17 protein-coding genes are annotated in these 18126 nt (G+C 72.7%); 14 read left to right on the top strand and 3 right to left on the bottom strand.

Annotated features, from left to right (window positions below):
* Positions 1 to 28 precede the first annotated feature (28 nt).
* The 11 genes from ABZX75_RS29610 to ABZX75_RS29560 all read left to right on the top strand — a co-directional run bounded on the left by ABZX75_RS29610 (position 29) and on the right by ABZX75_RS29560 (position 10163).
* Complete coding sequence (locus ABZX75_RS29610; protein ID WP_355415867.1) at positions 29 to 1282, top strand: beta-ketoacyl-[acyl-carrier-protein] synthase family protein; 1254 nt, start codon at positions 29 to 31, stop codon at positions 1280 to 1282.
* Positions 1279 to 2136 carry a MaoC/PaaZ C-terminal domain-containing protein gene (locus ABZX75_RS29605; protein ID WP_355415865.1) on the top strand — a complete coding sequence of 286 codons (858 nt, stop codon included), beginning with the start codon at positions 1279 to 1281 and terminating at the stop codon, positions 2134 to 2136. The genes ABZX75_RS29610 and ABZX75_RS29605 overlap by 4 nt, the downstream gene beginning before the upstream one ends.
* Positions 2133 to 3719 carry an AMP-binding protein gene (locus ABZX75_RS29600; RefSeq protein ID WP_355415863.1) on the top strand — a complete coding sequence of 529 codons (1587 nt, stop codon included), beginning with the start codon at positions 2133 to 2135 and terminating at the stop codon, positions 3717 to 3719. The genes ABZX75_RS29605 and ABZX75_RS29600 overlap by 4 nt, the downstream gene beginning before the upstream one ends.
* On the top strand, positions 3716 to 3973 hold the full coding sequence (locus ABZX75_RS29595; RefSeq protein WP_355415861.1) for a phosphopantetheine-binding protein: 258 nt from the start codon (positions 3716 to 3718) through the stop codon (positions 3971 to 3973). Before ABZX75_RS29600 ends, ABZX75_RS29595 begins: the two co-directional genes overlap by 4 nt.
* A gap of 54 nt (positions 3974 to 4027) precedes the next feature.
* Complete coding sequence (locus ABZX75_RS29590; protein ID WP_355415859.1) at positions 4028 to 5080, top strand: hypothetical protein; 1053 nt, start codon at positions 4028 to 4030, stop codon at positions 5078 to 5080.
* A 10-nt stretch (positions 5081 to 5090) separates the two neighbouring features.
* On the top strand, positions 5091 to 6053 hold the full coding sequence (gene trpA, locus ABZX75_RS29585; protein ID WP_355415857.1) for a tryptophan synthase subunit alpha: 963 nt from the start codon (positions 5091 to 5093) through the stop codon (positions 6051 to 6053).
* Positions 6054 to 6158: 105 nt separating this feature from the next.
* The gene (locus tag ABZX75_RS29580; protein ID WP_030721055.1) at positions 6159 to 6533 is read left to right on the top strand and encodes an ectoine synthase; all 375 of its coding nucleotides are present in this window, start codon (positions 6159 to 6161) and stop codon (positions 6531 to 6533) included.
* 78 nt (positions 6534 to 6611) lie between these two features.
* Positions 6612 to 7763 carry an acyl-CoA dehydrogenase family protein gene (locus ABZX75_RS29575; protein ID WP_355415855.1) on the top strand — a complete coding sequence of 384 codons (1152 nt, stop codon included), beginning with the start codon at positions 6612 to 6614 and terminating at the stop codon, positions 7761 to 7763.
* Positions 7760 to 8497, top strand: a complete 738-nt coding sequence (locus tag ABZX75_RS29570; RefSeq protein ID WP_355415853.1) for an N-(5'-phosphoribosyl)anthranilate isomerase — start codon at positions 7760 to 7762, stop codon at positions 8495 to 8497. Before ABZX75_RS29575 ends, ABZX75_RS29570 begins: the two co-directional genes overlap by 4 nt.
* Positions 8494 to 9216, top strand: coding sequence for an indole-3-glycerol-phosphate synthase (locus ABZX75_RS29565; protein WP_355415851.1), 723 nt, complete (start codon positions 8494 to 8496; stop codon positions 9214 to 9216). Before ABZX75_RS29570 ends, ABZX75_RS29565 begins: the two co-directional genes overlap by 4 nt.
* Positions 9213 to 10163 (top strand): alpha/beta fold hydrolase, encoded by a 951-nt coding sequence (locus ABZX75_RS29560; protein WP_355415849.1) that lies wholly within the window; start codon positions 9213 to 9215, stop codon positions 10161 to 10163. Before ABZX75_RS29565 ends, ABZX75_RS29560 begins: the two co-directional genes overlap by 4 nt.
* Positions 10164 to 10347: 184 nt before the next feature.
* Here the strand turns inward: ABZX75_RS29560 and ABZX75_RS29555 are convergent, their stop codons facing one another.
* The 3 genes from ABZX75_RS29555 to ABZX75_RS29545 all read right to left on the bottom strand — a co-directional run bounded on the left by ABZX75_RS29555 (position 10348) and on the right by ABZX75_RS29545 (position 13102).
* Positions 10348 to 10983 carry a DUF6875 domain-containing protein gene (locus ABZX75_RS29555; protein WP_355415847.1) on the bottom strand — a complete coding sequence of 212 codons (636 nt, stop codon included), beginning with the start codon at positions 10981 to 10983 and terminating at the stop codon, positions 10348 to 10350.
* Positions 10980 to 11579, bottom strand: coding sequence for a hypothetical protein (locus ABZX75_RS29550; protein ID WP_355415845.1), 600 nt, complete (start codon positions 11577 to 11579; stop codon positions 10980 to 10982). The genes ABZX75_RS29555 and ABZX75_RS29550 overlap by 4 nt, the downstream gene beginning before the upstream one ends.
* 179 nt (positions 11580 to 11758) lie before the next feature.
* Complete coding sequence (locus tag ABZX75_RS29545) at positions 11759 to 13102, bottom strand: aminotransferase class V-fold PLP-dependent enzyme (RefSeq protein WP_355415933.1); 1344 nt, start codon at positions 13100 to 13102, stop codon at positions 11759 to 11761.
* Positions 13103 to 13499: 397 nt separating this feature from the next.
* On the opposite strand from ABZX75_RS29545, the gene ABZX75_RS29540 reads away from it, so the two are divergent.
* The 3 genes from ABZX75_RS29540 to ABZX75_RS29530 all read left to right on the top strand — a co-directional run bounded on the left by ABZX75_RS29540 (position 13500) and on the right by ABZX75_RS29530 (position 18020).
* Positions 13500 to 14990, top strand: coding sequence for a multicopper oxidase family protein (locus ABZX75_RS29540; RefSeq protein ID WP_355415843.1), 1491 nt, complete (start codon positions 13500 to 13502; stop codon positions 14988 to 14990).
* Positions 14991 to 15688: 698 nt separating this feature from the next.
* A complete protein-coding gene (metK, locus tag ABZX75_RS29535) occupies positions 15689 to 16915 on the top strand; it encodes a methionine adenosyltransferase (protein WP_355415841.1) in 1227 nt (408 codons plus the stop codon).
* 124 nt (positions 16916 to 17039) lie between these two features.
* Positions 17040 to 18020, top strand: coding sequence for a carbohydrate kinase family protein (locus ABZX75_RS29530; RefSeq protein WP_355415839.1), 981 nt, complete (start codon positions 17040 to 17042; stop codon positions 18018 to 18020).
* The last annotated feature ends 106 nt before the right edge of the window (positions 18021 to 18126 follow it).

Raw genomic sequence — 18126 nt, 5'->3', positions numbered from 1 at the left:
ACCGCCCATACCGCCTTAGGGAGCAGACATGCCTGGACCGTCCAGGGGCAGTTCGGCGCAGCCGCCCGTAGCCGTCACCGGCATGGGCGTGGTCACCCCCGGCGGGTGCACCCCCGACGACCTGTGGAACACCCTGCGGGCCGGCCGCTCCACCGCCGCCGCCCTCACCCACACCGACCTCAGCCGCCACCGGGTACGGATCGGCTGCACGGTCCGCGGCCTCGAGCACCTGGCCGGACTCCTCCCGGCCAAGGAAGCCCGCCGGATGGACCCCTTCGCCCACTACGGCACGGCCGCGGCCCTCGCCGCCCACCGCGACGCCGGATCGCCCACCGCCCAAGCCGGCCGCACCGCCATCGTCGTCGGCAACGCCGTCGGCGGCCGCGCCACCAGCGACCTGGAGTCCGCCCACTTCACCCAGGGCGGCCCGGCCCGGGTCAACCCGCTGATGCCGCTGATGACGATGCCCAACGCGGCAGCCGCCCACATCGCCATCCGGCTCGGCTGGACGGGACCGGCCCTGACCGTCGCCAACACCTGCGCCAGCGGCGCCGACGCCATCGGCCACGCCCTGATGCTGCTCCAGAGCGGCCGCGCCGACCTCGTCATCGCCGGCGGCACCGAACACACGCTCACCCCCGTCACCCTGGCGGGCTTCGGCAACCTCAACGCCGTCTCCCTGCGCAACGACGACCCCGAACACGCCTCGCGCCCCTTCGACAAGGACCGCGACGGATTCGTGATGGGCGAGGGCGCCGGGTTCGTCGTACTGGAACGGCTCGCGGACGCCCGGGCGCGCGGAGCCAAGACGTACGGCCTCATCGCCGGGTACGCCGCCACCGCCGACGCCCACCACCTCGCCATGCCGCTGCCCGACGGCGCGGGCGCCGCGGCCGCCATGGCCGGGGCCATCGCCGACGCCGGCCTGACCCCCCAGGACATCGTCCACGTCAACGCGCACGGCACCTCCACCCCCCACAACGACCGCTCCGAGGCCGCCGCCCTCACCAAGGTGTTCGGCGCCGCCCAGCCGCCCGTCACCGCCCCCAAATCGGTCATCGGCCACCTCATCGGCGCCGCCGGCGCCGTCGAACTCATCGCCACCGTGCAGGCCATGCGGCACTGCGAGGTACCGCCCACCGCCAACCACGAACAGCTGGAGCCAGGAATGGACATCGACGTCGTGCACGGCGCACCCCGCGCCGTGCGCCCCGGACCCGCGATCACGAACTCCTTCGGGTTCGGCGGCCACAACTCCTGCGTGGTGGTGGTGCCGGTATGACCCTGCTGTCACTGCCCTCGCCGGCCCGGACCCTCACCGTCACCGAGCCGCAGATCACCGACTACCGCGACGCCGCCCGGCGCGGACTGCCCACCGCCCGGCCCGGCCAGGCCTCACCCGTCCACACCTTCGTCCTCGCCCACACCCTCGCCGAGCAGACCATCACCGCTCTGACCGCGGCCGAACCGGGCCCCGTCTGCGTGATCCACCTCGGCCAGGACATCCGCACCCTGCGACCGGTCAGGCCCGGAGAACAGGTGACCGTACGCCTGGACGTACTGGGCATCCGCAAGGAGCCGCGCGGCGCCCGCATCGCCCTGCGGGCCCGCCTCACCGGCGAGGACGGCCCCGAACCCTTCGCGGAACTGGTCATCTCCGCCCTGCTGGCCGGCGCCACCGGGCTGGAACCCTTCGGCGACATCACCGCCGGCCCCGCCGCCCCCACCCCGCAGGGAGCCGGACAACCACACAGCGCCGTCCACGCCCTGACCACCGACTGGATCAGCACCTACGCCCAGGCGTCCGGCGACCTCAACCCCATCCACCTCGACGCCGACGCGGCCCGCGCGGCCGGCTTCGACACCGTCATCGCCCACGGCATGAGCGTGGTCGCCCTCGCGGTCGAGGAAGCCGTGGACCGCTTCGCGGACGGCGACTGCGCCCGCGTCCGCGGCCTGGGCTGCCGCTTCTCCGCCCCCGTGCCCCCCGGCATCCCACTGGAGATCACCCTCCAGCCCGACACCCCGGCCCGCATCATCCGCTTCACCTGCAAGACACCGCACGGCGCGGCCGTCAAGAGCGGCTGGATCGAGCTCACCCAGCCGCTGCCGCCGCAGGGAGGCGACCTGCCGTGACGAACACCCCGGCCCCCGCACCCGGCCTCCTCGACGGATTTCTGACCCAGGTCCGCGACCGCCCCCACGCCACCGCCCTCCTCTTCAACGGCGAGGAGACCACCTACCGCGAGCTGTACGAGCTCGCCGGCCGCGAACGCGACCGCCTCGCACTCCTACAACTGCCCCCCGCCGCCCCCGTCGGCGTCCTCGCCGACAAGTCCCCCGCCACCGTGGCCCTGGTCCTGGGATGCCTCCTCGCCCGCCGGCCGCTGCTCCTGCCGTCCCCCGCCCTCGCCGACACCCTGCTCGCCGACCTCTTCGCCCAGGCCGGCTGCGCCCACGTCCTGGCCCCCGGCGGCGAAAGCGCCCGCATCACACCCAACCCCGACGTCGCCGCCCAGCCGCTGCCCCCCGCCGACGCCGCCGACACCGCCGACACCGCCCTCATGCTCACCACCTCCGGCTCCACCAGCCTGCCCAAGATCGTCCCGCTGGGCCTGGACGCCGTGGACCGCTTCACCCGCTGGGCCGCGGGCGCCTTCGGCATCGGCCCCGGCCGCACCGTCCTGAACTACGCCCCCCTCAACTTCGACCTCTGCCTCCTGGACGTGTGGACCACCCTGGCCCGCGGCGGCCGCGTGGTCCTCGTCGACCCGGCGCTGGCCGCCCACGGCCGCCACCTGCGCGACCTGGTCCTGCGCCACGGCGTCCACGTCGTCCAGGCCGTCCCGATGGCCTTCGGGCTCCTGCAGGACGCGGCCGCCAAGACCGGCGACACCTTCCCCGGCGTCGAGCACGTCATGTTCACCGGCGACACCATCGCCGACCGCACCCTCACCGCCCTGCCCGCCCTCTTCCCCCAGGCCCGCATCCACAACATCTACGGCTGCACCGAGACCAACGACAGCTTCATCCACGAGGTCGATCCCACCGAGATCACAGCCACCGCCTCCCTGCCGCCCGTCCCCATCGGCCGCCCGCTGCCGGGCGTACGGGCCCTGGTCCTGGACCCCGACACCCGCACCCCCCTCGAAGGGCCCGGCAGCGGAGAACTGTTCGTCTCCACCCCCTTCCAGACCCGCGGCTACCTCGACCGCACCCGGCACGCCGACAAGTTCACCGCCCACCCCCTCGGCCTCGACGACCGCCGCTGGTTCCGCACCGGCGACCTCGTACGCCGCGACGCCGCCGGCACCCTGCACCTGACCGGACGCACCGACTTCCAGGTCAAGGTCCGCGGAGTCGCCGTCAACACCGCCGAGATCGAACGGGTCCTGCAAGAACACCCCGGCGTACTGGAGGCGGGCGTCGCCGCCCTGCCCGACGCCATCGCCGGCAAAAGACTCATCGCCGCCGTCCAGCGCGCCCCCGGCTCCACCCTGACCGGCCTGCACCTGCGCACGCACTGCGCCCGGCACCTGCCCAGGGCCGCCGTCCCCCACCAACTCACCCTCACCGACGCCCCGTTGCCGAAAACGGCCACCGGAAAAGTCGACCGCAAGGCGCTCGACCGCCTCGACCAGCTGACCCCCGCCGCCCCCACCACCACACCCGCCGCCACACCCGTCGCCACACCTCTCGCCGAAGGAATCCCGTCATGAGCAACGTCGACACCATCAAGAACTTCGTCATCACCGAGTTCCTCCCCGGCACCCCGGCCGGCGAACTCGCCGCCGACCACGACCTGCTCAACGACGGGGTCATCGACAGCCTGGGCGTCCTCAAGCTCATCGCCTGGGTCGAGGACCGCTTCGAGCTCGCCGTCGGCGACGGCGACCTGGACCCCGACAACTTCCGCAGCGTCCAGGCGATCGACACCTTCATCACCGACGCCCGCCGCACGGCGGCCGCATAGCCGCGGCCCCGCCCCGCCGCCCACCACCCCGACGAGAGAAGACGGAGACCGACCGTGCACGACGCACTCACCGCCCTGCTGGAACAACACGCCCCGGTCGGCCGCGAGACCTGGCGCACCTGGTGGGACCAGCTCGGCGACGGCAGCCTCGACAAGGCCGAAGTCCTCGCCCTGCTGGCCTCCCTGACCAGCCGGCTCCCCGACCACCACACCCTGCGCCACCTGCTGGACTCGCTCGCCGAACGCCGGCCGGCGCCGCCGGCGACCACCTGCTGGCAGGGCACCGTGAACGTCGTCGGCACCGGCGGCGGACCCAGGACCTTCAACATCTCCACCGCCGCCGCCTTCGTCGCCGCAGCCGCCGGCGTCAAGGTCGTCAAAACCGGCTCCCGCGCCTACACCAGCTCCCTGGGCTCCGTCGACCTGCTGGAACGGCTCGGTATCCGCCTCACCTCCTCCTACGCCCAGACCGAGGACACCCTCGCCGCCTACGGGATCGCCTTCGCCGGGCCGTTCGTCTACCCGGCGCAGCTGACCCGGCTGGCCCGCACCGTCGCCCCGCTGAGCATGAAGCCCTTCGGCCGCTTCCTGAACGCCCTGGGCCCCTTCTTCGCCGACCTGCCGGTGACCGCCCAGGTCACCGGGGTCTCGGCGGCCGCACCCGTGGACACCCTGCGCCGGCTCGCCGCCTCCACCACCAGCCGCCGGATCTGGCTGACCTCCAACGACACCGGAGCCGATGAGCTGCTGCCCTTCGCGACCAACACCATCCACGGCGACCGCTCCTTGACCCGGATCATCCGCCCCGGCGAACTCACCCCGCCCGACGGCTCCTTCGGCGACCTGCGCCCGGCCGCCGAAGCAGCCGCGGCTCCCGGCCACTTCCTCTCCGTGCTGTCCGGCACGGCCGGCCGGGTCGCCACCCGCACGGTCTGCCTGGGCGCGGCCGCCCTGGTGGTGGCCTCCGGCACCCGCCGGGACTGGCCCTCCGCCCTCTCGCTCGCCGAGGCGGCGGTCAGCTCGGGGGCCGCCCGCGACCTCGCCGACCGCCTGGCGGCCGGCGCCGCGGCCCCCGCACCGCGCACCCTGGCACCAGCCCATGCCTAGCCCCACGACGGTGACGCGGACACCGGCCGGGACCGCCACCACGAAGACGGGCTCCGCCCCGGCCGCGACACCGACACCAACGCCGACACCGACGCCGACACCGACGCCGGGACCGACGCCGGGACCGGCCGGGAGGCGACCCGCGCAGGCGGCGCCCGCCCCCGCCCCCTTCTTCGCCCACCGCACCCCGGGCGGCCCGCCCGGACTCGCCCTGTTCCTCAACGCCGGCGACCCGCCCCTGCCCCTCCTGCGCGAACTGGTCCTCATGCTCGACGAGGAGGGCGTGGACTGCCTGGAACTGGCCGTCCCCTTCCCCGACTCGGTCACCGACGGCCCCGTCATCCGCCGCTCGGCACACCGGGCGCTGGAGCGCGGCGGCGTCGGCCTGGACGACGTACTGGCCTTCATCGCCGACGTACGGCCGCACCTGGCACACCTGCGGATCGCCCTGCTCGCCGACTGGAGCCACAGCCTCAAACACCGCGACCTGGCCGCCGCCACCCGCGACATCGCCGCGGCCGGCACCGACGGACTGCTCATCCACGCGCTGCCCCCACGGCTGCGCCGCACGCACCTGGAATCGGCCGCGGCGGCCGCCCTCCCGGTCGTCACCACCTGCTACGCCCAAAGCCCGCCCCCCACCAGGGCCGAGGCCGCCGCACAGGCCCGCGCCTACCTCTACCTCGTCGCCCACTACGGACGCAGCGGCACCGCACCGGCCGGCGGACACGCCGCACTGGCGCAGACCGTCGCCGAACTGCGGGCCCACACCACGGCCCCGATCGCCGTCGGTTTCGGGGTCAGCACACGCCAGGACGTCCAGGCCGTCGGCGCCGCCGGCGCCGACGCCGCGATCATCGGCTCCGCCGCCGCGGCCGCCGTGGAGCGGGCCCGGGAAACCGGCCGCGATGTCACCGGCGCCTTCCGCGAGTTCGTCCGCTCGGTCCTGCCCCTGCCCCTGCCACCGCACTGACCGCCTCACCCGCACAGAGCCGCACTACCCGCTCCACCCGCACAGGCCCGCTCCACCCCTCATCCGCAACCCTTCCGCGCACCACCCTCACACCGGGAGACCGCCATGATCGTCCGCGACATCGAGTCCGTGAAGACCGTCGAGTGGGGCAACGGCCTCAGCCGCCGCTTCCTCCTGGCCGAGGACGGCCTGGGCTACTCGCTCACCGACACCACCGTGCTGGCCGGCACCAAGTCCCGCCTGGAGTACGTCAACCACCTCGAAGCCTGCTACTGCATCGAAGGCTCCGGCGAGGTCATCGAACTCGACGGCACCTCCCACGAGATAGTCCCGGGCCGGATGTACGCCCTCGACCAGCACGACGCGCACTTCCTGGTCGCCAGCCCCCATGAGGACCTGCGCCTGGTCTGCGTCTTCTCACCCGCCCTGCGCGGCGACGAGGTCCACAGCCTCGACGCCCACAGCTCCTCCGCCTACTGAAGCCCCGTACCGGGCCGGCGGCCGGCCGTACCCGCGCCGCCCCTCATCCGAAACACCATCGAATCAAAGGGGTCCGTCGTGATCCGTTGGAACGCCGACCAGGCAGATCTGCGCGAAGGCCTGGAGCGCTGGGGAGACGCACTGAGCGCAGACCACCTCGAACTCGACGAGCAGTCCGCCTTCTCCGAGGACAAGTGGAAACTCGTGCAGAAGACCGGAATCCTCGCCCTGCCCTTCGACGAGGACTACGGAGGCCTCGGCCAGTCACTGCTCACCACCATGTACGTACTGGAAGGCCTCGGCGAGTACAACCGCGACTCGGGCCTGAGCTTCTCCCTCACCACCTCCATCTGCTCCACCGGAATCCCGCTCCAGCAGTTCGGCACCGTGCAGCAGAAAGAGCGCTACCTGCCCCAGATCTGCTCCGGGGAGGCGATCGGCGCCCACGCCATCACCGAAGCCGAGGGCGGCTCGGACGCCATGGCGATGACCACCAGGGCCGTCCGTGACGGGGACGACTTCGTCATCAACGGCAGCAAGGTCTTCGTCAGCAACGGGCCCGTCGCCGACGTGATCGTGCTCTACGCCCGCACCCATCCGAGCGGCGGCCCGCTGGGCACGACCGCCTTCCTGGTGGACCGCAACACCCCCGGAGTGAGCGCCGGCAAACCCATCAAGAAGATGGGCCTGCGGACCTCACCGCTCAGCGAACTCTTCTTCGACGACGTACGCGTGCCCCGCAGCGCGGTCCTGGGACGGGTCGGAGGCGGATTCCTGGTCCTGGACCACGTGATGAAGCGGGAGATCCTCTTCTCCTTCATCGTCAACGTGGGCGAGATGCAGCACCGGCTGGAGCGGTGCGTCGAATACGCCAAGACGCGTAAGTCGTTCGGAAAGGCGATCGGTTCGTACCAGACGATCGCCAACAAGATCGTCGACACGAAGATCCAGCTGGAGACCGCCCGCAAGTGGCTCTACGACACCGGCGAAAAACTGGAGGCCGGCGAGAACATCACCGTGGACCTCGCCATCGCCAAGATCGTCACCAGCGAGAGCAACCTCGCCACCAGCCTCACCGCCGTGCAGATCTTCGGCGGCCACGGCTACATGTCGGAGACCGGCCTGGAACAGGAAGTCCGCAACGCCGTGGGCGGCACGATCTACTCGGGCACCAACGAGATCCAGTACAACCGCATCGCCTCGATGCTGGGACTGGGGCCGGGCACGTGAGCACCGTCCGCCCGCCGTCCCAGACGCTGCTGAAGGTCTGCGGGGCCACGACCCCCCAGGACATCGAGGCGGCGGCCGCCGCCGGGGCCGACTGCGTCGGCCTGTGGCACGGCGTACCCGGCGGCCCCTCGGAGCTGGACCCGGACAGGCTCGCCGCCCTCGCGGCGGCGGCCCGTTCGGCCGGCCTCCTGCCGGTGCTGGTCACCTTCCTCGCCGACGCCGCACAGCTCGCCACGATCGTGCGGCACAGCGGCGCCGGCTGGATCCAGCTCCACGCCTACCAGCCGCCCGCACTCGTACGGGCCCTGCGCCAGGCACTGCCCCCGCAGGTCGGCATCGTCAAGGTGCTGCACGTCCAGGAGAGCGGCGGCTGCGTGGAACGCCCCCTGATCACCGCCTACGAACGGGCCGGCACCGACCTCTTCCTCCTCGACGTCACCACCGGGGACGGCCGGATCGGCAGCACCGGCCGCCCCCTCGACCCCGCCCACCTCACCTGCCTGCTGCCCCGGCTGACCCGGCCCTTCCTGCTGGCCGGCGGACTGAGCCCGGCCAACCGGCCCGCCTACGAGGACCTCGTACGCCACAGCGGGTTCCGCGGCATCGACGTGGACACCGCGGCACGCGACCGCGCGACCGGCCGCTTCGGCGTCCCCCAGATCGCCGCCCTGGCCCGCGCCTGGCGCACGAGCGCCCCCACCCCCGACCACGCCCCACTGGAGCCCTCGCGATGATCAAGCACAACCGGAGCGACTTCCCTTTTCTCGAGGCCCTCCTGGCCTCCCCGACCCCCGTGGTGATGGAGGTCAAACGCCGCGACGCCCACGGCTACGACATGCTCGGCGGCCGTACCCCCGCCGCGATCGTGGAGGCGTACGAGACGGCGGGCGCCCCTTGCATCTCGGTCGTCACGGGCCGCTGGTTCGGCGGCTCCCCGGCCCTGCTGCGCGACGTGGCCGCGCTGACGGGCCTGCCCCTGCTCCAAAAGGACTTCATCACCCGCAAGGACCAGATCCGCACCGCGAAGGAACTCGGCGCCTCCGCGGTGCTGCTGACCGCCGCCCTGCTGCCCGCGTCGAGCATGCGGACCCTGGTGAGCGAATGCCTGCTGAACGGCCTGACGCCCTTCGTCGAGGTCACCAGGGAATCCGAACTCGAAGCGGTCCACCACGCCGCGCAATGCGTCATCGCCGTCAACAACAAGGACATCAAGACGCGCGAGCGCGGCGCCGGCGACCTCGGCCGCTCCCTGGACCTGCTCCCCGCGGTCCGCGCCACCGGCACCCCCTGCCCGGTGAGCGCCAGCGGCATCGACGGCCCCGCCACCGCCGCCGGACTCCTGGACGCCGGCTTCGGCGGACTGCTGGTCGGCACCTCACTGCTGCGCACCGGATCCCCGGTGGCGTGGGTGGACGCGCTGGCCGGCGCCCGCAAAGGGCTGGCGCTGCGATGACCACGACGAACCGGCAGGACCGCCACGTCCAGGACCACCACGTCCCGGACTCCTACGTCCAGGACCGCCACGTCCCGGACCAGTACGTCCAGGACCGTTACGTCCGGGAGCGTTACGTCGGGGACCGGTACGTCCTGGACGCCGGCGGCATACCGCTCTCCGCGATCCTCGCGGAACCCGCGGCGGGCACCGCCCGCAGGTCCACCATCCTGGCGATCCACGGCCGGGGCATGCGGGCCGCCTACTGGAACTCCCTCATCCCCCTCGCCACCGGCCTGGGCCACGCCGTCCTGGCCGTGGACCGCCCCGGCTACGGCGCCTCGGCCGGACTCCTCCCCGAAGGCCAGAGCCTGGCGGAACAGGCGCAGACCCTGCACGCCGCCCTGAAGGAACACGCCCGCACCCACGACATCGGCGCCGGCGTCTTCCTGCTCGGCCACTCCGACGGCGGCAAGGTCGCCCTCCACACCGCGGCCACGGACGGCGCCGTGCCGCTGCTGGGCCTGGACACCTCCGGCACCGGCTACCGCTACGACCCCCGGGCCCTGCACTTCCCCTCGACCCTGGGCGGCGGCGCCACCCGACTCAACTGGGGCCCCCTGAACCTCTACCCGCGCGGCACCTTCCAAGCCAGCCGCACCCTGCTCGCCCCGACCCCGCCCCGCGAATCGGCGGAAACCCTCCACTGGCCCCGCCAGTTCGAAGCCCTGGCCCCCGACGTCCGCATCCCCGTCCGCCTCACCTTCGCCCAGCACGAGGCCTGGTGGCACCTGGACGCCCCCACCCTGTCGGCGATGGCCAACCAGCTGACGGCATCCCCGCAGGTCACCATCGACCACCTCCCCGCCGCGGGCCACAACATCAGCCTGGGCCACTCGGCGCACGCCTACCACCTGCGCGCCCTGGCCTTCCTGGAGGACTGCCTCCAGGCGGCGCGGCGGCCCTGAGGCGTGTCGGCAAAGCCGGGCCGAAGCCGGCCCGTTCGCCGGGTCGGCCTTCGACCACCGCGACCTGGAACAGCCCGTCGCCGCGAGCACCCCACGACACGACACGGCACGGCGGGTGCAGGAAGTACACCTCCTGCACCCGCCGTGCCATGCCATGCCGTGCCGTGTCATGCGGTGTCCACGATCAGGCCGTCACCACCCGGCTCACCAGGTGGTCGCGGACACGGGCCGGGATGCCCGGGGCGAAGCGCTGGAGGTAGTGGTCCATGTGGGCGTCGTCGCCGAGCAGGAACGGCAGATCGAAGACCAGCAGCTTGCGCACCGCCAGCAGCGGCAGCGGGGCCCGCAGCGGGCGGAACGCCTCGTTGTACAGGCCCGGTTCCTCGCACACCGGATGGAACTGGCCGATCATCAGCCCCTCCGCCACGAACTCGTCCTTCGCCTTGCGCTGCAGCTCGTCCAGTTCCACCGAGTCCGTCGGGTCGAAGCCCGGCAGCACCAGGAGGATGGTCAGCAGCTCGCGGTCCTGCGCCGACAGCGGCTCGGACAGCACCGCGTGGCGCGTGCGCAGCGAGTCGACGGCCGAGGCCAGGTCATCGCAGCCCGCGGACGGCACGGCCAGGTGGAACAGATCCTTGCGCAGCGAGGGCTGGGTGTAGGGGCACACCGGCCCGGTGCGGCCCAGCTCGGGGTGGCTGGAGACCAGGAAGTCCCGGCTCCACATCAGCACCTGGAGCAGCGGCCCGAGGTGCTCGGGGGGCACGTCGCCGCGGGCGACCTCGCCCGCGGTCCACGACTGGATCAGGTCGTCTCCCCTCACCGGGGGTCCCTCCACATCGGTCGCAGTACGGGGCCGCCGTCCGGCAGGACGATGTCACCGCCCAGAGGCTCGAAGCCGGCCCGCCGGGTCGCCGCCTCACCGCCCGGCGAACTGGCCTCCGCATAGGCGCCGACGCCCTCGGCGTCCGCGCGGGCCAGCAGCCCGGCCAGCAGCCCGGAGATCAGCCCGCTGCGCTGCCGGCCGGCGCGCACCGCGCCGAACGAGACGGAGTAGTGCGCCGGCCCCTGCGGGTGGCGCTGCGCCTGGAGGCGGGTGATGGTGCGCAGTGCGTGCGCGTACTCGCCCAGGGCCCCGGCGAAGGCCGCGTCCAGGGCCGCCTCGTCCGGCTCGGCGCCGGGCGGCAGGAAGAGCAGCACGGCGTCGCCGTCCGGGGTGGTGAGCACCCCGTCGTACGCGGCGGAGAGCTCGACGAAGACCTGGAAGAACTGCGGCAGCAGCTCGGCCCGCACCCGCGGGTCGGGGATCATCCAGCGGGTCAGCGCGTCCTGGTGGAAGGAGGCCGACAGGAGCGCCGAGAGGTGGGTGAGGGTCGAACGGCTCAGCCGGTTCGCCGGGGAAGATGCGGTCGGGGACAAGAGGGGACCTCCGGTCGGAGAGAGGAACGAGCGGGCCAGGCCAAGGCCAGGCCAGGCCAAGGCAGGGGCAGGGCAGGGGAGTGGACGGGGGCGGGGGCGGACGGGGCGTGGGCGGGGCGTGGGCGAGGGGGGAGCGGGGGAATCGAGGGGGGCGTGGGGGAGGGGGAGCGGGGGAGGCGTCAGGCCGTCGCCGTGCGGCCGTGCGCCGCCAGTTCCTCCACCCGCGCGTGCAAGGCCGGCAGGTAGTGCTCCGACTCCGGCTTGATCAGGACGCTGCGGATCACCCGAGCCGCCGGCGCGTCGCGCCCCACGCGCGGATGACGCCGTACGAACGCGTCCGCGTCCGCGCGCAGCACGCTCAGGAACACCGGGTCCGCCTCCGCCGTCATGCCCGCCCGCAGCAGCCGGTCCGACGCCGCGTCGATCGAGGACAGGCAGTGGTCGGCGGTCACCGGGAAGTACGTCACGATGTCGAGATCCGGGCGCTGGTACAGCTCCAGCTCGCCCGAGGCGCTCAGCAGATCCGCCCACCGCAGCGCGGCCCGCCGGTTCGCGGCCAGGATCCGCCCGAAGCCGTCCGGGGTGAGCGGCAGCAGTTGCAGCGTCAGCCACAGACCGGCGGCCGCCGCGCCCGCCCGCGAGCACTCCAGGCTGATCTCGCCCAGGTGCAGGTCGGAGTCGGTGAAGTAGGTGTAGGGCGAGTCGTGCGCGAAGTGCCGGCCCGCACGCGGATCGGGGAAGAGGACCGCCCCGCAGCCGTACGGCTGCAACCCCTGCTTGTGCGGGTCCACCACCACCGAGTCGCACTCGGCGATCGCCCGCCACGGCGCCGCGTTGATGCCGCCGACACCCTCCCGGCCCAGGATCGCGTAGAAACCGCCGTACGCCGCGTCGACGTGCACCCGCGCCCCGTACCGGCGCGCCAGCGCCAGCACCTCGTGCACGGGGTCGACCGCCCCCAGCCCGGTCGTGCCGGTGGTGACGACGACGGTGCCGATCCGCCCGCCGCGCAGCGCGCCCTCCAGCGCGCCCAGGTCGATGCGCCCGCGCACGTCGGCCGGGATCCGGTGGCCCTCCATGCCCAGGACGTGGCACATCCGCTCGTGGGTGTAGTGGCACTCGCCGCTGTACGCGATCCCGCGGCCGGGATGCAGCTGCCGGGCGACGTACAGGGCCTCCAGGTTGGCCATCGTGCCACTGGTGGTCAGGTGCCCGACGTGCGCGGCGAGGCCGAACATGCCGGCCAGCTCGGCGACCGCCTCGCGTTCCATCTCGGTGGTCGCGGGCCCGCCCTCGGCGGCATGGTTGTTGGGGTTGAAGAGCATGGCGGTGAGGTAGCCCGTCACGGCCGCCGGGTGCGGCGGCTTGACCATCTGTCCGGCGTAACGCGGGTGGAAGAACGGATAGTTGTGATCCATCCGCTTGGCGAGGCGGTCGAAGGCCTCGGTGAACGCCTCGGGGTGCACGCGGTGCGCGTCGTGGGTCTCGTACGGGCCGAACTGCCCGCCCCACCGCTCCGCCACCCCGAGCGCGCGCGGCAGCCAGTCACGTAGGTCGTGCAGGTCGTGCAGGTCCACGGGAGCCTCCCCCAGCGGCCACACCGAGGCTCCGGGGCGGCACGAGTCGCGCGTGCGCCGTCGTGCGCACGCACCAGGAGGGTCGCGAAGCCCCCGCAAGGCCCGCGCAACGCCGAACGCCCGCACACCATCCGCGCTCCAGTGACGCGCAAGCCGCCTCTGGTGCACTCGCCGCGCGACACCCGTGCGACACCCCAGTACGGCGCACCACCCGCACGACACCCCCCGGTCCGGCACGCCACCCCGTGAGGCCGTCGGGCGCACCGCTCGCCGGCCCCCCACAGCGCGCCCGCCCTGCCCCCGGATGTCCGCCCGCACCCCGCCCTTCCCAGGAGGAAAACCCATGGTCACCAGACGCAGCGTGCTCAGCGGCGCCATCGCCGCCACCGGCGCCGGCCTGCTCACCACCGGGGGTCTGACGCCGCTGCTCAACGCCCGGTCCGCGCAGGCCACCGCCGCCCCCGCCACCGCCACCGGCGCCGGCACCGCCCGGGCGACGGCCGTGAACGTCCCACCGCCCTTCACCGTGCGCATGCCGGCCCTGCCGGTGCTCTCGCCGGTATCCGTCCTGGGCGGCCAGGACACGTACGCCGTCACCATCAAGGAGGTGACGCGGGAGATCATCCCGGGGGCGCAGACGAAGGTCCTCACCTACGACGGCCACTTCCCGGGGCCGGTCCTGCGCGCGCGCAGCGGACGCAAGGTGGTGATCCGCCACCGCAACACCCTGTCCATGCCGGTCTCGGTCCACCTGCACGGCGGCAACGTCTCACCGGAGAACGACGGCGGCCCGATGGACACCTTCGCCCCCGGCACCTCGCGCACCTACACCTACCCCAACCAGCAGCCGGGCGCCCCCCTCTGGTTCCACGACCACGCGCACCACATGGAGTCCGAGCACGTCTACCGCGGCCTGTCCGCCACCTACCTCCTCTCGGACGAGCACGAGCGGTCGCTGCCCCTGCCCTCCGGCCAGTACGAGGTCCCCATCGCCTTGCGCGACGCCCGCTTCGACGCGGCCGGAGCGCTGGTCTACGTCATGGACGACGTCTTCGGCCGGACCACCGTCCTCGCCAACGGCCGCCCCAGCCCGTACGTCGAGGTCGCCGCCCGCAAATACCGCTTCCGGCTGCTCAACTCCTCCAACATGCGCTTCTTCCAGCTGCGCTTGTCCGACGGCGGCCAGATGATCCAGATCGGCACCGACGGCGGCCTGCTGGAACGCCCCTTCACCACGGACACCGTCGCCCTGTCCCCGGCGGAGCGCGCGGACGTGGTCATCGACTTCTCCCGCTACCCGGTCGGTACGAAGATCGTCCTGGAGAACACCCTGGGCCCGGGCACACCCGACCAGGTCGGCAAGGTCCTGCGCTTCGACGTCGTACGGACCGCCCCCGACCCGAGCCGGATACCGGAGGTACTGCGCACCCTGCCGGCCCTGCGCACGGCGACGGTGCACCGCGACATCGTCCTCAGCATGGACGAGGACGGCCGCCAGGAGCCGCGGGGGCTCATGGACGGCCAGGTGTGGGACCACCAGCGCATCGACCAGACCATCGCGCACGGCAGCTCGGAGATCTGGACCGTCACCAACGCGAACAAGATCGTTCCGCACAACTTCCACATGCACCTGGTCCAGTTCCGGGTGCTGGAGCGCAACGGCGCCCCGGTGGGGCCGGCCGAAGCCGGGCTGAAGGACACCGTCAGCCTCTTCCCCGGCGAGACGGTGAAGCTGCACGCCACCTTCGACACGTACAAGGGGACGTACGTCTACCACTGCCACCTGCTGGACCACTCGGCGATGGGGATGATGGCCAACTTCCGCATCCGGTAGGGGCGCCGCGGACGGCGGGGACGGCGTCGCTGAGGGTCGAGCGGAGGTGGGGAACTCTCCCCGCTCCGCTCGACGCGCTCTCAAGGACGGGCCGAGGACCGGGCAGAAGGATTCTCGACAACAGACCATGTTTCGGCCGTGTCCCCCACGAGTCCCCGCATGCGTCCTTCCGTTCTTCGCCATGCCCTCAGGAGGCAGGTCATGCCCCCTTCCGTCCTCGAACCGCGCACGGCCGTACAGCATCCACCGCGGCAGCGGACCCGGCCTCAAGCGGGTTTCCGGTCGCTCTCCGGCAGGAGGCGCGAGGGTCGGGGACACAGGGGCAGGGAGGTTGATACCGCCCCGCTCCGGCCCGGACCGGCCGGAGCGGCCGGAGGGGGGCGGAGCGGAGCCGCGCTGGCGCCGCACACGCCGACGCCGCCCCGGCACACCCGCCCCGGCACACCCGCCCCGGCACACCCGCCCCGGCACACCCGTACCACCACCACACGCCCGCCCGGTCCCCACCGCCGTACACCGCCGGAGGACCGGACGCCCGGCGGCGCACCTCCACGCCGCACACGCCGCAGCACCGTACGCCCTGCGCCGGTGAGGCGGCGCCGCGTACCGCGCCGACCGCCGACCGCCGACCTCCGGCCGGCCGTCACCGCCCGGTCCCTACCGACCTGACGACCCGTCCCCCAACCCACAGGAGTGACATGTCCCGTCGTCTGTTCACCTCGGAGTCCGTGACCGAGGGGCATCCCGACAAGATCGCCGACCAGATCAGCGACACGATCCTCGACGCCCTGCTGCGTGAGGACCCGGCGTCCCGGGTGGCGGTGGAGACGATGATCACCACCGGCCTGGTCCACATAGCCGGTGAGGTCACCACGCAGGCCTACGCCCCGATCGCCGCCCTGGTACGGGCGAAGATCCTGGAGATCGGCTACGACTCCTCGCAGAAGGGCTTCGACGGCGCTTCCTGTGGTGTGTCGGTGTCGATCGGCGCCCAGTCCCCGGACATCGCGCAGGGCGTCGACACCGCGTACGAGCAGCGTGTCGAGGGTGCCGCCGCAGGTGAGGAGGGTGACGAGCTCGACCGGCAGGGCGCGGGCGACCAGGGCCTGATGTTCGGCTACGCCTGCGACGAGACGCCCGAGCTGATGCCGCTGCCGATCCACCTCGCGCACCGCCTCTCGCGCCGCCTTGCGGAGGTCCGCAAGAACGGGACCATCCCCTACCTGCGCCCCGACGGCAAGACGCAGGTCACCATCGAGTACGACGGAGACCAGGCCGTCCGCCTGGACACCGTCGTGGTCTCCACCCAGCACGCCTCCGACATCGACCTGGACGCGCTGCTGACCCCGGACATCCAAGAGATCGTGGTCGAGCACACGCTGCGCCGGCTCGCCGAGGACGGCATCAAGCTCCAGACCGAGGGCTACCGCCTGCTGGTGAACCCGACCGGGCGTTTCGAGATCGGCGGCCCGATGGGTGATGCGGGCCTGACCGGCCGCAAGATCATCATCGACACCTACGGCGGGATGGCCCGCCACGGCGGCGGCGCGTTCTCCGGCAAGGACCCCTCCAAGGTGGACCGCTCGGCCGCCTACGCGATGCGCTGGGTCGCCAAGAACGTCGTCGCCGCCGGACTCGCCTCGCGCTGCGAGGTCCAGGTCGCCTACGCCATCGGCAAGGCCGAACCGGTCGGCCTGTTCGTGGAGACCTTCGGCACCCACACCGTGCCCACCGACCGTATCGAGCAGGCCATCAACGAGGTCTTCGACCTCCGCCCGGCCGCCATCATCCGCGACCTCGACCTGCTGCGCCCCATCTACGCCCAGACCGCCGCCTACGGCCACTTCGGCCGCGAGCTGCCGGACTTCACCTGGGAACGCACCGACCGCGCCGGACAGCTGAAGGCCGCCGCCGCCCGCTCCTGAACAGCCGGGCCCGCACCACCCGCGACCCTGAGCAACACCAGCCCAGCCCCGCCCCGCCCCGCCCTGCCCCTCACCCCCACCCCACTCCGCCCCGCCGACATCAGAGCAGCTCACAGGAGTCCACGTGCGTATCGCGGTGACCGGATCCATCGCCACAGATCACCTCATGGCCTTCCCGGGCCGGTTCGTCGACCAGTTGCTCCCCGACCAGCTGGAACACGTCTCCCTGTCCTTCCTCGTCGACACCCTCCAGGTGCGCCGGGGCGGAGTGGCGGCCAACATCGCCTACGGTCTCGGCGGCCTGCGCCTGGACCCCCTCCTCGCGGGCGCCGTCGGCCCCGACTTCGCCGAGTACGAGGTCTGGCTCAAGGAACACGGAGTCGACACCGGCTCGGTGTACGTCTCCACCGAGCACCAGACCGCCCGCTTCATGTGCATGACCGACCAGGACTCCAACCAGATCGCCTCCTTCTACGCGGGCGCGATGGCCGAAGCCGGCCGCATCGACCTCCGCACCGTCCATGCCCGCACCCCCCTCGACCTGATCCTCGTCTCACCCAACGACCCGGACGCCATGGCCCGCCACACCGAACAGGCCCGGGACCTGGGCATCGACTTCGCCGCCGATCCCTCACAGCAGCTCGCCCGCCTCACCGGCGACCAGGTACGCGGCCTCGTCACCGGAGCCCGCTGGCTCTTCACCAACGAGTACGAGTCCGCCCTGCTGCGCGAACGCGCCCAGTGGAGCCACGCCGACGTCCTGGACCGCGTCGGCACCTGGGTCACCACGCTGGGCGCGCAGGGCGTGCGTATCGACACCAGGACGGAGCCGACCGTCACCGTCGCCGCCATCCCCGACGTCCACGCCCAGGACCCGACCGGCGTCGGCGACGCCTTCCGCTCCGGCTTCCTGGCCGCCGTCAGCTGGGAACTGCCGCTGGAAACCGCCGCCCAGCTCGGCTGCGCGATGTCCGCGCTCGTCCTGGAGACCGTGGGCTCGCAGGCGTACGAGATCCAGCCCGAGCGGCTCCTGACCACCATCCGCACGGTGTACGGAGAGCAGGCGGCCGGACTGCTGGAACCGAGGCTGGAGCAGTTGACATGACGACGAACGCGCAGACCCGGGCCGATGCCCTTCGTGAGGCGCTGGCGACCCGTGTGGTCGTCGCTGACGGGGCGATGGGGACGATGCTCCAGGCGCAGGATCCGTC

The organism is Streptomyces sp. NPDC003038 (assembly GCF_040611115.1).
Lineage (GTDB): Bacteria > Actinomycetota > Actinomycetes > Streptomycetales > Streptomycetaceae > Streptomyces.
Note: the sequence above shows the minus strand (reverse complement) of the source record. Positions and strands in the feature narration are given on the sequence as shown.